Source organism: Nitrospira sp. Ecomares 2.1, assembly GCF_965152585.1.
In genome coordinates this window covers 2,964,979-2,979,796 of sequence record NZ_OZ224219.1, presented here as the reverse complement: position 1 = coordinate 2,979,796, position 14,818 = coordinate 2,964,979, and the positions used below count along the sequence as shown (strand labels likewise).

The 14,818-nt window shown below is 50.4% G+C and carries 16 protein-coding genes; 3 read left to right on the top strand and 13 right to left on the bottom strand.

What is annotated here, in order from left to right; genetic code table 11:
• Positions 1–91 precede the first annotated feature (91 nt).
• The 9 genes from ACWHYD_RS13095 to ACWHYD_RS13055 all read right to left on the bottom strand — a co-directional run bounded on the left by ACWHYD_RS13095 (position 92) and on the right by ACWHYD_RS13055 (position 6,519).
• Entirely contained in the window at positions 92–844 is a 753-nt protein-coding gene (locus ACWHYD_RS13095; RefSeq protein WP_447962474.1) for an SDR family oxidoreductase, read from the bottom strand.
• Between the two features lie 486 nt (positions 845–1,330).
• Positions 1,331–2,149 carry a hypothetical protein gene (locus ACWHYD_RS13090; protein WP_447962473.1) on the bottom strand — a complete coding sequence of 273 codons (819 nt, stop codon included), beginning with the start codon at positions 2,147–2,149 and terminating at the stop codon, positions 1,331–1,333.
• A gap of 178 nt (positions 2,150–2,327) precedes the next feature.
• Positions 2,328–2,657: a hypothetical protein gene (locus ACWHYD_RS13085; RefSeq protein ID WP_447962472.1), complete on the bottom strand. Its 330-nt coding sequence runs from the start codon at positions 2,655–2,657 to the stop codon at positions 2,328–2,330.
• Positions 2,654–2,941 (bottom strand): type II toxin-antitoxin system RelE family toxin, encoded by a 288-nt coding sequence (locus tag ACWHYD_RS13080; protein ID WP_447962471.1) that lies wholly within the window; start codon positions 2,939–2,941, stop codon positions 2,654–2,656. Before ACWHYD_RS13080 ends, ACWHYD_RS13085 begins: the two co-directional genes overlap by 4 nt.
• 6 nt (positions 2,942–2,947) lie before the next feature.
• Positions 2,948–3,151 carry a hypothetical protein gene (locus tag ACWHYD_RS13075; protein ID WP_447962470.1) on the bottom strand — a complete coding sequence of 68 codons (204 nt, stop codon included), beginning with the start codon at positions 3,149–3,151 and terminating at the stop codon, positions 2,948–2,950.
• Between the two features lie 75 nt (positions 3,152–3,226).
• Positions 3,227–4,861 (bottom strand): phosphoenolpyruvate mutase, encoded by a 1,635-nt coding sequence (gene aepX / locus ACWHYD_RS13070; RefSeq protein ID WP_447962469.1) that lies wholly within the window; start codon positions 4,859–4,861, stop codon positions 3,227–3,229.
• 250 nt (positions 4,862–5,111) lie between these two features.
• Positions 5,112–5,393, bottom strand: a complete 282-nt coding sequence (locus ACWHYD_RS13065; RefSeq protein ID WP_447962468.1) for a peptidylprolyl isomerase — start codon at positions 5,391–5,393, stop codon at positions 5,112–5,114.
• A 276-nt stretch (positions 5,394–5,669) separates the two neighbouring features.
• Positions 5,670–6,086 carry a hypothetical protein gene (locus ACWHYD_RS13060; protein ID WP_447962467.1) on the bottom strand — a complete coding sequence of 139 codons (417 nt, stop codon included), beginning with the start codon at positions 6,084–6,086 and terminating at the stop codon, positions 5,670–5,672.
• A gap of 79 nt (positions 6,087–6,165) precedes the next feature.
• The gene (locus ACWHYD_RS13055; RefSeq protein ID WP_447962466.1) at positions 6,166–6,519 is read right to left on the bottom strand and encodes a YajD family HNH nuclease; all 354 of its coding nucleotides are present in this window, start codon (positions 6,517–6,519) and stop codon (positions 6,166–6,168) included.
• A 318-nt stretch (positions 6,520–6,837) separates the two neighbouring features.
• Here ACWHYD_RS13055 and ACWHYD_RS13050 point away from each other — a divergent pair, with 318 nt between their 5' ends.
• Positions 6,838–7,230, top strand: coding sequence for a hypothetical protein (locus ACWHYD_RS13050; RefSeq protein ID WP_447962465.1), 393 nt, complete (start codon positions 6,838–6,840; stop codon positions 7,228–7,230).
• 121 nt (positions 7,231–7,351) lie between these two features.
• Here the strand turns inward: ACWHYD_RS13050 and ACWHYD_RS13045 are convergent, their stop codons facing one another.
• Positions 7,352–7,840 (bottom strand): YchJ family protein, encoded by a 489-nt coding sequence (locus ACWHYD_RS13045; RefSeq protein ID WP_447965874.1) that lies wholly within the window; start codon positions 7,838–7,840, stop codon positions 7,352–7,354.
• A gap of 556 nt (positions 7,841–8,396) precedes the next feature.
• Between ACWHYD_RS13045 and ACWHYD_RS13040 the strand changes: the two genes are divergently transcribed.
• Positions 8,397–10,574 (top strand): FG-GAP-like repeat-containing protein, encoded by a 2,178-nt coding sequence (locus ACWHYD_RS13040; protein WP_447962464.1) that lies wholly within the window; start codon positions 8,397–8,399, stop codon positions 10,572–10,574.
• Positions 10,575–11,125: 551 nt separating this feature from the next.
• Positions 11,126–11,599 (top strand): DUF4112 domain-containing protein, encoded by a 474-nt coding sequence (locus ACWHYD_RS13035; protein WP_447962463.1) that lies wholly within the window; start codon positions 11,126–11,128, stop codon positions 11,597–11,599.
• A 5-nt stretch (positions 11,600–11,604) separates the two neighbouring features.
• Here the strand turns inward: ACWHYD_RS13035 and ACWHYD_RS13030 are convergent, their stop codons facing one another.
• The 3 genes from ACWHYD_RS13030 to ACWHYD_RS13020 all read right to left on the bottom strand — a co-directional run bounded on the left by ACWHYD_RS13030 (position 11,605) and on the right by ACWHYD_RS13020 (position 14,569).
• A complete protein-coding gene (locus ACWHYD_RS13030; protein WP_447962462.1) occupies positions 11,605–12,864 on the bottom strand; it encodes a carbohydrate porin in 1,260 nt (419 codons plus the stop codon).
• Positions 12,865–13,129: 265 nt separating this feature from the next.
• Positions 13,130–13,597 carry a YaiI/YqxD family protein gene (locus tag ACWHYD_RS13025; RefSeq protein ID WP_447962461.1) on the bottom strand — a complete coding sequence of 156 codons (468 nt, stop codon included), beginning with the start codon at positions 13,595–13,597 and terminating at the stop codon, positions 13,130–13,132.
• A 117-nt stretch (positions 13,598–13,714) separates the two neighbouring features.
• Positions 13,715–14,569, bottom strand: coding sequence for a transglutaminase family protein (locus tag ACWHYD_RS13020; RefSeq protein WP_447962460.1), 855 nt, complete (start codon positions 14,567–14,569; stop codon positions 13,715–13,717).
• Between the last annotated feature and the right edge of the window lie 249 nt (positions 14,570–14,818).

Sequence of the window (14,818 nt, the reverse complement as noted above, 5' to 3'; positions counted from 1 at the left end):
TCCTTTCCGGCCCCTCCTTGAAAGAGATCATCCCTGTCAGGGCCAAGATATTGATCGATTCCCTGGTTGGTCGCCATATTCCTTGGGAAAACTATAGTTGTGTGGCACCTCCATCCACGGTGAGGTCAATTCCCGTGATATAGGATGAATCATCTGATGCCAGGAACAACGCGGCTTTGGCGACTTCATCTGAGGTACCCATTCGTTTCATGGGGTTTTGATCACCAAAGCTTGCTTTCATGCCTGGAACTTCTTCTGCAGGAACGCCCACTTTCTCAAAAATAGGTGTATCAATTGGTCCGGGGGCAAGAGCGTTGACCCGGATTTTTCTCTCAAGAAATTCAGTCGACAGGGTTCTGGCCAGATTCCGAACGGCCGCTTTGGTTGCGCCATAGACACTGGAATTAGGAAATCCTTTCTGATCCGCGATGGACGAATTGATAATGATCGACGCTCCTTCATTCAGAAGCGGCGAGGCTTTTTGAATATTGAAGAACAGGCCTTTGAAATTGACATTGACCATCCTATCGAATGTGGCTTCGTCTACGGTGTCAAATGGGCCAAAGATCGCAATACCGGCATTGAGGAAGAGAACATCGATCCTTCCCGCCGTCTTCTGTATCTGTTGATATAAATCCGCGATGTCATTGAGATTCCCGGTATCCGATACGAAACCGGCACTTGCTCCTCCAATTTCTTTCACTGCCGCTTCCACGGCCTCTTTCCTTCTTCCCGTAATGATCACCCTTGCTCCTTCGGCCTGAAATAATTTGGCTGTGGCCAAACCAATACCACTGTTTCCACCGGTAACGACGGCCACTTTGTCTTTAAGTTTTTGAGCCATGGGAATGTTCCTTTCAAGGTGTAGGGAAGATTTCAAGACGGGCTATCTTTGTTGCCTGATAATGTATAGTGATTCCAATTACTTTCCAAAGACCTCTTTTTATCCGTGTGTCTCCCTCGCCGCTGCTGTGACGCCTGCCGGCTGGCCAAAGGGAGGACGCTCTCATGAACCGGCGGACCTTGTTGGAGCCCGGCGAGTTGGTCCGCCCTCCCCAAGTTTGCGTCCGTCCACTCTTATGAGGCCGGACGGGGCGTCAATGGTTTTGGGTCCTTTTGCCGAAACAAAAGGACTTGGGCTGCCGGGCCGAAACCCTGCAACATTCATGAATTCAAAAAATTCCCGTTGACGAAGTGTGCTTGAGAATATGGTTAATTTCCTTCGGTATCAGTCGGAAAGAAAGGGAAATGCCTGTAAAATTGCATTCTCACCTCTCAATCGAAGCCGAATCGGTCAAGAAGACCGATGTGAGGGCCGTGATAGAGCCTATCATAGATCGAAGTCATCTTCTTTCCATTGTCTCTTAATGGCTGCGGCCCTTTTCCGCTGTCTGGTAAACGCCCAAAAGGCCAGGAGGGTGATCGCGAGCCAGACCATTCCGGAACTGGTGGCCACCGGGATCCAGCGACTCCAGAGCGTCTGCCGGCTCCAGAACTGTTCTTCTGCTTGTCTGAGTGACATAAAGGTGGTTTGAGCAAAGGCTTCAGAAAAGGGGATGCCTTGTCGAACTTTTGCCAAAATCCGTTTGGGGGTATCCTGGCCTGTGTGTTCCAGAAGGTCTAAGGTAAAGGCGTAGGCCAGGACATAGGCCCGTCGGACGGAGCCCTCGTCTTTGACGAAGAGGGTGTTGAGATCATTCAGAGAAATTTGCGTGTCTGAAACCATCGCCCAGACTAATCTGGCTCGATCTTCTAAATCCCACCTTCGTGCGGTCATCATCGCTAATCCTTCATCAAACCACCGGGGCAGAGGGTGTTCTCCGGCTGCCCGATGGGCCAGGATATGGCCGATTTCATGCAAGAAGACATCATTGAGTGAATTATTCGGGTAAGTCAAACTCCGGTCGGTGAGGAGCACAATGGTGGAAGCCCCACTCACTGCGTAACCAGACATCCATGCTGGCGCTTCCTGTGCAACGGGCGATCCGTTTGGCGCCAATATGACTCGAATCGGTGGCCCGGGGTGTTGGAGCCCCATAAAGTCCATCATGCGCTGAAGAGACTGTGGATTGATTTCTTTCAGTTGGGCAGCTACTGGTTCCAACGATTCCGGGGCTTCCATGATGAATTGGGGGGAAGGCGCTCCCATGAGTAGCCGGGGGTCGGTCAATATGACAATGATCGTCAGGAACAGGAACTGAAGTCGAAACCTCCTAATGAAACTAAGGGACTTGTGCAAACTATGTTGAATGGTATCAACACACAGGGGCTCGACGAGTGGAGAAAGGAATGCTTGAGAACCTGGGTGGTTTTCCGATGACCTGGGTTCAATTCTGTGCATTCAGATGATCAAGAATGATGCGCGCGTCGGTGATGGGATCCGTGGTCATGGGCAACTGAGTTTGTTCGGTCACTTTAGTCAGGAGTCGTTGCGCGGCAGTTCTCACAGATACAGGTAATGTCTTTTCTCCTTGGATCTGACGAAGGTGATGCATGGCATCTCCCTTCCAGGTCGGAAGATTGCGTTCCTCTGCCCAATGCTGCGAGGCCAGTGCCACGGCTCGTCGTGCGCACACTCTGGCCAAACCAACGTTCCCATCCTGGAGCCCCTTGGCAGCCTTGGTAAGTTCGTATTCGATCTGTTCAGACCGATTCATGACTGCTGCTGCGCCGTGCGACCGGCGTAAAGTTCTTTTCTGGTCGCAATTCGATAAATGTGGACAATTTGCTCGTCCCGGTCGATGGAATAGAGAATGCGCCAGTCACCGACCGCGTATTGGATGAGACCGGGGAGGTCGTCGTGCAGAGGTTCATGCCGAAGATTGGCAACATTGGAGGCCAGCCACTTGGTCTTATCCAACAGACGCTGAGCCATGCTCTGGTCGGTTGCTTGAAGATCGTCCAGAATTGAGGGCAGATAGCTGACACGATACCAGGCCATGTTATGTCACCAGCGGATTCCGAGGCGTTCGGCGACGTTGTCTCCTGTCACCCGTTCCTTGGACTCCAAGACCTGTTTCAACTGCGCGCGCACCTTATCGTCAAGGGCCAGGCCAAGATCCGGATCGCCCAGCAGTTCACATAGCCGGTCGTCCACCATACTATTCACCAGTTCTTTGAATTCGTTCTGAGAGAGATCTGAAAGTTTCATTGTGAGGGCTTCCTTTGTGGGAATTACCGAGCATGTTATTGTTCAACACAATTGAAGAAGGTTCTCCAATCCTCATTAAAAGCTTCCGGCCTCAACAACATCATCCAGGCTGTTAATGTCCAGCCAATGCCCGACGGTATAGAGAACCCTTATCGAATAATTTCTTCGTAATAATTCCTGGAACAGGGTTGCCATTCCAGCTTTCCTGTGAATCGGGTCGGCAAGAAGTTCGGTAAGGATTTCATGTAATTGCGCCACACCCTGAGCCGAGACTTTAAAGAATCCCATCCACACGCCATGAATCATGTTCGAAGGAACTGCCCTGCCTAATTGTTTGAGATGAATCTGGGCGTTAAAGGCTTTTCGGGAATTTGGAGCGGTGCATTCGGCAAATCCCCCAAGCCTGGTATAACTTGTTTTGCCTCGCCAGTCACTGTCCACAAAAATCACAAAGTCATCTTTTTCTTGAAGAAGCGCTTGCGGGATATAGGAATTGAATAGGACATCCCCATAGGAAATGATGATGTCTTGCTCGTGTTTGCCTTTTACCTGAAGCGCTTTGAAGAGCGAGTTTAATTCCCCGGTTGTGGCAAAGTCATTGTTATCCACGTAGGTCAGATTTACAAGATTCACGGCTTCTTTTTTATATCCTCGGACAACGGCAATGTTTTTGATTCCTACCGTGTTATAGGCGTCCACAATGTGTGATAAGATCGGAACTCCGCGAATGTTCACCATGGTTTTTGGTTTGTCTTCCGTCAGTTCCCCCAGCTCATCTCCACGGGAGGCGGCCAGGACGATGGCTGAAGCCCGGTCGGCGCTTTTCGGAAGGTAGCGTTGCTCGGCTTCCATGAGTTCAGCGGCACCTTGCAGACGAAAGATTTCTGAGACCGGCACAATGTGATCCTCAATTGATAACAGATTTTCTTGTTCCTTGAGGACGCGGGCCGTCGTTTGCATGGTGGCGACGGCGGCGCGGAGCATGTGGTTTGCCCAAATGACCATGGAAAAGCCATGCTGCCGGAACACATCGGTTGGAGTTGAGTAGTATTTTGTCGGCACAATCACCACGGGTGATCGATTGCTCCATTCCCGTTTGAATGCCAGAATCTCCTCAGGCACTGCCAGTGCGCTGTGAATCAGGATGCCATCAGCCCCGGCTTGGCGATAGGCCTCTGCCCGCCGCAAGGCTTCAGCCAGTCCCCATCCGCAAATGAACGCTTCAACCCGGGCGATGATGCAGAAATCCGGATCTGATTGGGCATCTTTTCCGGCTTTAATTTTTCCGCAAAATTCTTCCATGTCGGCCATGGGCTGCGTGTCACCCTTGAGAAAACTATTCGTCTTTGGAAACAACTTGTCTTCAATGCACACGGCCGCGATATGCCGCTGTTCCAATTTACGAATGAGACGCTGCATGTTATTAAAGTTGCCGTAGCCAGTATCTCCATCAAGGAGTATCGGAATGCGAGCCGCGTCAGACATAAATTCCAGATTGTCCAGGACCTGAGTCCAACTTGCCTCGTTATTATCCCGCACGCCGAATTGAGCTGAAATGGAGAGACCGCTCGCCCAGATGCCATGGAATCCCGCTTCTTCCACGATCTTGGCGCTGAGCCCATTGTGGGCTTCACAGATAAACTCAAGCTGGGGAGACAAGAGGAGCTTTTTAAATTGCGTGGATTTTGAAGGCTGGTGTTCGCTTGGCATAATCAGTACATGTGACAGAGTTTCTGCTTGTTCAATGATGTACTGGAGTCTACATCAAGGGGAATCTTGATGCCAAACCTTTCCCTATCTGAAGGAAGCCGGGAATACCTTTGGCCTTGGCATCTGTTGCATGAACGTGTGGGCAGTCATGATTGGGCCCAAAGCTTGTGACTGTGATTGAGGGTGGTGGAACCATAAGATAAGGGCATAGCCACGAGACCATGCCCTTGTCCTATGAAGAGTGAACGATTTATGGAGTGCGGCTGGTGATCTCAAGAAGATGATAGCCAAACTGGGTTTTGACAGGGCCGTGGACTTTGCCGAGCTCGCCGCTAAATACGACCGTATCAAATTCTTTGACCATTTGACCGGGGCCAAACTCGCCCAAGTCTCCACCTTGCTTGCCTGATGGACAGGTGGAATGTTCCTTGGCGGCGGCGGCAAAATCTCCTCCATTTTCAATTTGCGTTTTTAAGTTATTGCATGCTTCTTCTGTTGAAACCAAAATGTGACGGGCACGCGCTTTTGCCATGAGCATTCTCCTTTTAGGCTAAAAATTTGAACAATAGCCTTTTTCCCATGATTGACCAGTCGAGGTCAAATTTCATGAGAATCTATCAATGAAACCAGTGAAATCTCCGGATCCTGAAGCGTTTGGTAGAAGCGCGAATGTGCCGGTATTCAGGAATGAGTCGGATGGACGAGGCCCGGTCAACGTGTGAGACTGAAGACTGGGGAAAGGGGGAAAGAGCCTTGGCAGAAGAGCACGGGATATGAAAGAACGGTAGGTAATGATTGAGTCGTTAGATTAGTTGTCGGGATTCATGGCCAAATAATCACAAATGAAATCCAAAACCAATTCATCAAAATTGTTGAAAATGGTTTTGACCCCACCCGCCGTCACGACGCCTTGTTCCCAGGTGATCGCATGTCCCGTGGAGGAGTTATGAACAAGGGCCACCAGTTGGTGGACTTCAAGATCGATTCGACAGGCATAGCGCTTGGGACCTAAGGGCAGGGCCGCCATATTGACATATAAATAGGGCTCTCCGGGCAGTTTGGCGGCTTCGAGTTCTTTGACAAGGCGAATACCTGCAGTTTGAAGTTGTGTCTCCACTCGTTTTCGCACCTCACTTCGGTTTAATACACCTCTCAGTTCCGGTCCCAAGTCCTCGACGACCACATAAATGCCATGTATCCCCTTTAGTGATTCATTCCTCAGCATAGAATTATTAACCTCTCCGTCAATTCGTTAAGCCAATAGCATGTGCTCTTCGTGTGCTAAGGGATTGTAGACTGATTTACTAAGGCTTGTCCTCTTTCGCCTTTTGTAAATAATCACCAAGTATGCCCCTGCTGTGTTCATCATCGTGGCAGTAGACGCAGAGGTTTTCCCAATTGGATCCGTCCTGGGGATTGTTATGGTGATTACCATCTTTGTGGTGCACCGTGAGAAGGTGTCTGGTCTTAAGGTCAAATTCTCTGGCGCATTTGGCACAAATGAGCCCGTGAATCTTGAGTGACTGTTCCCGATAGGAGCTGTTGCTCGAGGCTGAAGGCTTGTGTCGCAGTCCTTTGAGGAGTTCGTCAATGGGTTTGTCGACTGCGGGTTTTTGAAGCCGTCGCAGTTTATTCCGACCCCGGTAGGCATTTCCCATGATGTGCGTCCTTTCAAGTGATGGCGTGGATGATCTGGCGCCAGCGATGAATAGCCGCGTAAATCCAATGCCAGGATTCTCAAAGTTTTCCCGGTCTTTGTCAATGCAATTTGAAAGGAGACCGTTGAGTCTGGCTGATGTGTCGACGATCGTTGAATGCAGCCTTCGAAATGTTTGGGGAAGAATCGTGTGGTGTGAGGTCTGCGAGTACTATGAGTTTGGTGCTATTATGATGATGAGTTCTACCGAGAAGATTCGTCTGATCATTCCTTTTAAAGGCACCTGCTTTGAGGCGGGTGCTCTCACCAGGAGGGTGTCATGTTTGGTCCTATTACGCTTCCCTTTGGGGCGAAAATGTTGTTCAACACCGTCAAGCTGAAGCCCGGCATTACCTTCGATCAGGTGGAGTTGGCCGTGGGAGAAATGTGCATGGTCGTCAAGGAAAAATATGGCGGTGATAAAGGGGGCTTCATCGCCGGGCAGGTGTTCAAGTTTTCCGGGTTCGTTTCTGAGGAAGGGTCCCTTAGCGAATCAAAAACCGCAGATGACCATTACGCGATTGTGACCTATTGGAGTTCATTTGAGGATCACGAAAAATCTCATGCCGATGAACTGTTCAATAAGACATTCGCTGCTTTGGCTACGATGTGTTCTGAGACGAAAGAACTTGGCTACGATATGCTATGGCAGGGTGCGGCGAAGACTTCATAATATTTTCGACCTAAGGGGAGGCCCGTCACCCACCTGGCCCGGAGTCGGTCAGTCGGCGGCTGGGGAAATGGGTTCCTCATAAAATAAAACAGTGCAGCGCGATATCGAATCCTCTCCTGATTCAGGCATTCCCACAGCATTTTTTATACTTTTTCCCGCTGCCGCAGGGGCACGGATCGTTCCGTCCAATCTTGGCCTCGGTTCGAACGACCGTTCGAACTCCAGGACTTTTGCCGTCGGAGAAATACCAGGTTCCCTCATGTTTCCGAAACTCGGCGAGTTCATGATGAATTTGAGGGCCTTCCTCTGTTTTAAATGTGGCCTTGAATTCGACGAGGCCCGCTTCATCGTCCATTCCACCCTGTTGCGTGGCGAGAATTTCTAAACCCGCCCAATTGGTGGTTTCCGCCCACTTGCGATTGGCTTCAAGGTCGATGTCGTGTTTGGTTTTGGGGTCATGGGTCTTTTCAATAAAATCCATCTGGACTTGGGTATAGGCCGAATATCTGGCCCGCATGAGTTGCTCGGCCGTTTCGGCCTGTTTTACTCCGGTGATGAAAGGATCACAGCATTGCTTAAAGGTCTTTCCACTCTGACACGGACACTGCATATGCGACTCCTTTTCTAAGTGCATGCAAATGGTGATGGAATCTTGTACGTCGGGAGTGCCGGAAAAGTCAAAATGCTCCGCATGTAATTTTTCTCGAAAAGTATGGGTGGGTCCGGTGAGCTGTCTTCCCACGCCCTATCTCTGCTCGCCCCCTCCTCTGAATCGCTGGTCTATCTATATGGGGTAAGCCATGCCCGGGGGATATGGAAGAATACCCCGTACCAACCCGGATGGCGAGCATGGATTTTTTGGCGGGCAACCGGCTCAATAGCCCTTGGTGCCTGCAGACCGGTCATTTCTATCTATTAATAAAGTGTAGGATTATGATTGGGCCGAAAGCCCGATGAGGGAAATGGGAAATGTGTGGAAGTTATTTGTCAGTTGAGTTAGGCTTTTTGCACATCTTATGACGTAGCTCCGTATGGAAAGTAGCGTTGAGTGAAAACGATGAAGTGGCATAGGAATTTGAGCAGGCTGCACTTGGTCATTCGCAGCAGTAATAATTTCATGATTGGCTTTATCCCAAAATTCATTCATGGGCTCCGGAGGAACGAACATGAAAATGTACAACCGAATGCTCCTTGCGTGCATTATCATCCTGATGCTCGCATTCATTGCCACACTGAGCTATGGGGCGGAGACGGTCCGGGTCAGTGTCAGCTCTGGAAATCTACAGGCCAATAATACGAGTTTTCTTCCAGACCTTAATGAGAATGGCAGACTGGTTTCCTACTATTCCTCCGCAACCAATCTGGTGCCCGGTGATACCAATGGGGTACGAGATATATTCGTGTACGATCGGCAAACCCAACAAAACACGCGCATAAGTGTGGCGACGGGCGGAAACCAGGCCAATGGCGAGAGCCTTGACCCCGCCATCAGTGCCAATGGACGTTATCTGGCATTTCGGTCGGCCGCCACGAACCTTGTTCCGGGAGATACCAATGGGGCCATTGATGTGTTCGTCCACGATCGGCAGACGGGCATGACGAGCCGGGTTAGTGTGGCGACGGGCGGGGGCCAGTCCAATAACAATAGTTTCACTCCATCCTTGAGTGCTGACGGCAGATTCGTGGCGTTCCACTCCTTTGCGACTAACTTGGTGCCGGGGGACACCAATAGAGTCTTGGATGTGTTCGTTCACGATCGGCAAACAGGGGCGACCACCCGCGTGAGTGTGGCCACCGGTGCCATCCAGGGGAATAATACCAGTCGAGCGGGATTTCTCAGTGCGAATGGTCGCTTGGTTGCGTTTGAATCCGATGCGACGAATCTGGTCCCTGGGGACACCAATGGTGTGCGAGATATGTTTGTTCACGATCGACAAACCGGGGTGACGACGCGTGTGAGTGTCGCCACAGGCGGAGGGCAGGTGAATGGTGCGAGTGTGGATGCCGAATTGAGTGCGGATGGTCGCTATGTGACATTTCAGTCGGATGCGACGAATCTGGTCGCTGGCGATACCAATGGAGTGGGTGATGTGTTTGTCCATGACCGTCAAACAACCACGACCACGCGCGTGAGTGTGGCAAGTGGTGGTCTCCAAGGGGGTGGAGAGAGTTCAGAGGGGACCATCAGCGGGGATGGACGATTTGTCGCATTTCTTTCTTTTGCCACGAATCTTGTTCCTGGCGATACCAATGGCGAAGGTGATGTGTTTGTGCATGATCGTCAGACCAACACCACCACCAGGATGAGTGTGACGACAGCTGGGGTGCAAGGCAATGACTTTAGTTGTAATCCTGCCATCAGTCAGGATGGTCGGATAGTCGGATTGTTCTCCGATTCAACCAACCTTGTCCCGGGTGACACGAATGGACTCCGGGATATTTTTATTCATAACCGCACGACGGACTTTGATTTGGATGGGGATGGCAAGGCTGACATCGTGTGGCGCCATACGAGTACCGGGGCGACGGCCATTTGGTTGATGAATGGGACGACCATTGCTTCCCCACGTTTTCCAGGAGGAGTTTCTGCGGTTTGGGAGATTGTCGGTATCGGCGATGTAAATGCCGATGGCAAGGCTGATGTCATTTGGCGCAATAGCACCAGTGGCACGGTGGCCGTGTGGTTAATGAATGGGCATATCATCACCTCGGTCGGCTTCCCGGGCACCGTCCCCACTGGTTGGGTGCTTGAGCAAATTGGAGATGTGGATGGGAATGGCACGGCAGACCTCATATGGCAAAACACCAATAGCACGGTGGTCGTCGTGTGGCTGATGAATGGAGCAACCATTGCTTCATCCAAATCCCTCGGCGGTGTCCCGGGTGTGTGGAAGATTGTCGGATTGGGTGATGTCAATGCCGATCGCAAAACCGATATTATCTGGTGGAATAGTAACAGCGGGGCGGTGGCCATATGGTTAATGAACGGGCTTACGGTCCAGTCGATCGGAGTCCCAGGTAGTGCGATTTTGGCCTTTGAGGTAGCCGGGGTGGGGGATGTCGATGGTAACGGGACAGCTGATTTGATCTGGCGCAATACCGGTAGCGGTGCGCTGGCTTTCTGGTTGATGAATGGACTCACCATTGGGAACACGGGTTCCTTGGCGGGTAAGGTCTTGGAATGGGAGATTGCCCAGGTTAGTGATCGGGATGGTAGCGGGAAAGACGATATTACCTGGTTCAATACCAATTCAGGTGAGGTCGAAATATGGCTGATGAATGGAGTTACGGTTGGTTCAACAGGTTCTCCAGGCACCACCTCTCCGAGTTGGGAGATTCAATAGGAATGAACTCAACCAATGCCCCAAGGAGCAAATAAAGTTATAGGACTGGCTAAAGACCGGTGAAAGGAGGTTTCTTAACTAATTGGGGCCTGCTGGAGGAATCCCACTTGGAACAATAGAAATACGAATGGTCGACCATGATGTGGAAGTGCAACGGGGGCCTGGTTTTGCCAAAGACCAGCCCCCTTCCTTTGTCCAACTATGGAAGAGCATCGTATCCAAGGAAACAGGTTGTTCATGGGAAAATGGTGGCAAAGATTGTGGAAAATTGGAAAAATTAAACTCATTTTTTGAGAGGCGGCAACATCCCCTGTTTCCTGTAGGAACAGCTTTGCGAAATGATGTTCCATAATCTGTCGGGTTCAATCATGGGGGAAAGGACAGGACCTATCCCTTTTTGCGAATCATTGACTAGATATTTCTTTCATTTTGGCAGCTTATCCGTCTATGACATTTCGGCGTCCAATCTGTTGAAATGAAAATCAATTCGAATCTTCCTCATAGGTTGAGAAATGTAATCTTGCAGGAATAAAAGGAGCAGAAGCCTTATTGTGCCACATTCCCGAAAAAATGAAATTGCCAAGTTTCTGGCGGACTTGCTGGATCGGCGTTATTCGATTCCGGGGACTTCAATCCGGATTGGCTTGGATCCCATCATCGGTCTGATTCCTTATGTGGGTGATGCCATCGTGAGTGTCGCCGGGGCATTCATTCTTGTCGTGGCTGCTCAATCGCAGCTTCCCAAAATCGTCTTGATTCGCATGAGTCTCAATATTGCGATCAACGGCATGATCGGGGCTATTCCCATTCTCGGTGATCTGTTTTCTATCTGGTTTAAAAGTAATGTCAGAAACCTTGACCTGTTGGAGCGATATGCCGCTAGGGATCGCCGTGTCTCAACTGTGGGGGATTGGGCTTTCGTGGTGAGCCTTTTGTTAGGAATCGCTTTCGTGGTCGTGGGTACGGTCGTGGGTATTATCTGGCTTCTCAGGTATGTTTGGGAGATTCTACAGGGAATACAATAAACATTCTAATTATTGAGGTTGACCTCAAGCCGCATTCCCAATACCAGAGCGTTATTCCTCCCGGGAACCGTTCCGGGATTAATGACGTATTGAAAATCCGGTTGAATGACGAGGTTTTGATTCACAAAGATGGAATGTGTCAATTCCAACGTGATCTCCGTACTCTCAACCGTTCGTCCTGCCCGCCGTTGAGACTGTTTATATTCATGGCTATTCACTGCCGCGGCCAATCCAATCGCGGTTCGATCAATGGTTCGTTCCGGGATTAATCCCTTATAAATGAACCCGCCGCCATAATACTGGGCAATGCGGTTCACATTGAGATCAGCCATTCCGGCTCGACCAAAGAGAGTCAGTCCCTGATCGTTGTCGTCCTTTTCATGAAACACATCATATTCCGCTAACCCATATATGCCGAAGGTGCCATCTTGCGTCACAGGTTTTCCCGAACTATTGACCTTGTTGAGTTGATCCACAGAAGTAGTGTATCCCCAGAATCCGAGAGCAACTTTTGCTTCATAGACGAGAGGAGCGGATCTTCCAATCCGGCGGAAGGTCAGGCGCCGAGGGAGCTCTTCAACAGTTTTTTCCTTTGTTTGTGTTAAATCAGCCGTGCTGTATTTGTAATATGCCAATTCCATGGAACCGAACAGGCCATCATCTTTTCTTAAGCGAACGTGAGTGCCTCGAGCATCATTGGGATCCCCCGGTACGCCATCGGCAACCACGGCGCGAACCATGAGCGAATCGGTGAGGATGGCTTGCGTCCTGATTCCCAGAGAGGTCGCAGGAAAGGTGGACAGGTTGTTTCTTCCACCAGCTCCAAGTTCCGCTCCGGTCCCGAAGGAGCTATTCAGGAAAAGTGTCGACGCGGATACGATGACATCAAATTCGGAGGTAATATCATACAGGCCGGCAAGAAAAGAAAAGCGCTCAAAAAGATTGTGCTGATACCAGGCTTCAAACAGTTTCCATGTATCTGGTGCCGCAATGTTGCTCACGCCTTGTATGTCACCGACATTTTTGCTTGGATCGCCCCCATATAAGCCCAAGCCATACAGAAAAACCGTGCCCCTCCAATTAGGCATTAATTTTTTTATATCGACGGTAAGCAGAAGATCCAGATCCCCGGCGAGAGCGGTCTTCCGATGAATGCCCCCGGAAACATTGGAGAGGATATCCATCGTATTGGTAGCCTCGAAAAGGATCCCCTCATCCTTCAAGCTTTTTCGGACAGCCTTCGGTTTTTCGATGATCTTTTCCATTTGCTCAACCGCCTGATTTTCTTCAGAATAGGCTGGCACCGGAATCAACCATACCAAAAGAAATAGGCCACAAAGGAAAGGAAGAATCATTCTTGTTCGACAGAATTTCATTCTGAGGAATCAGGCTCGTACGGGCTTAGTACCTTCAGGTTTGGTGGATGAGGCTAATGCTTGCATCGTGTTTTTTTTGATGCCGTAAATCAAGGGCGTGAGGGTCAGCACTGGTTTGTAGCCTGCTTCTATCCCCTTCTGTGCTTCCCGGTCCCTAGGCGTTTTCATTTTTCTGTTTGACCAGGGTCGTGAGATAGTAGTCGAGATGTTTGGCAAATAATTGCCGGTCCCGTTGACTCAAGGCCGACGGCCCACCGGTTTCGACACCGCTGGCCCGTAGCGTCTCCATAAAGTCCCGCATCATGAGGCGGGCTTGAATCGTGTCGGGTGAATGCATCTCCCCCCGCGGATCAAGCGCATGACCACCCTTCGCAATTACCTCAGCGGCCAGGGGAATGTCGGCGGTGATCACCAGGTCGCCGGCCTTGAGTCTTTTCACGATTTCGGAATCAGCCACATCAAATCCATCGGCGACTTGGATGGCCGAAATATAAGGAGACGTCGGGGTATACAAGAGGCGATTGGCCACAAGTGTCACCTGTACCGCTGTCCGGTCAGCCGCACGAAATAATATTTCCTTAATCACCTTGGGGCAGGCATCGGCATCAACCCAGATTGGCATGGTCGACCTTTATGGTTGAGGAGTGAAAGGAACCGTGTCCTTTGGATGTTGAAACGTCTGTCTGGATTTGGAGAAGACCAGGGGCGATTTTTTTTCATAAGAACCGGAAGTGCTCGTTCACTCACACTTTGTGACCCAGACCCCGACATGAAGCGTTGAGCCTGGGGGGCCAACGAACGATCCCTCAATGGGCGGAACGGATTCGGGCAATCTTGCGACGGCCACGGCAATATGATCGGTTCCGGCCATGGTTCCACCAGTGGGATCAAACCCCTTCCACCCGGCCCCTGGCAGGTAGACTTCGGCCCAGGCATGGGTGGCGCCATAATCGGTTGCTGATGGTGGGGCGTGAAGATACCCGCTGACAAAGCGCGAAGCAAGACCCAAGCACCGTGCAGCTTCCATAAAAAGTAACGCAAAGTCACGGCATGAGCCGGTGCCGTATTCCAGTGTTTGCCCCACCGTTTGAACTCCAGGTTCTTCCCGCACTCGATAGGATAGGGTTTGGTTGATGTGGGTGCCAAGGCGCTGTAGGAGCGTGTACGTCTGAATCGTTTCTTCCGGTTTCCAGAAATTTTTCATCCATTCAGTCAGTCGATCTTTGGTGTTTTGCTCGGGATATGCCATATAGGGTAACAGCATGATCCGGTCATCGGGTTGATAGGTAAACGGGTACGCGACGGCGTAGTCGGCGACGAGAAAGTCCAGTGGAGCCTCATTGTATTGTTGGATGATGACTTCGCTCTCAACCGCTAGTTGGTTGGCGGGCACATCGAAGGTGGCTGTGGCCACCGAATTGCCTTCTACATCCCGGTGCCACAGCAGGGTTGCCGGCGGTGTAAGCTTCAGACTTAAAGATTCAATGTGCAGGTCATAGTCTTCTCTCGGACGCAGACGCAAGTGATGCGGTCCAAGTGTCACCGCACCCGAGAAATTATAATAAGTCCGATGAAGAATTTTATAGCGCTGCATGCTTCATTCTATTCTGCGACTTCTCAGGCATCAATTATGAAGTATTTTGGGAAAATGACAACGAATTGATTGAGTAAACATAATAATTGAGGAACGGCAAAGAGTATCCTCTAGTAGATGTGGTCACCGATGTAATGTCTTCTGCGCCATTCAATTCTTTCAAAAAGATCAAGATTTTGTTTTTTGGCAAAAGCAAAGCCTAATGCAACCTGAGTTGCTTCGCACTCGGACTTAGGAACTTCAGCTGTT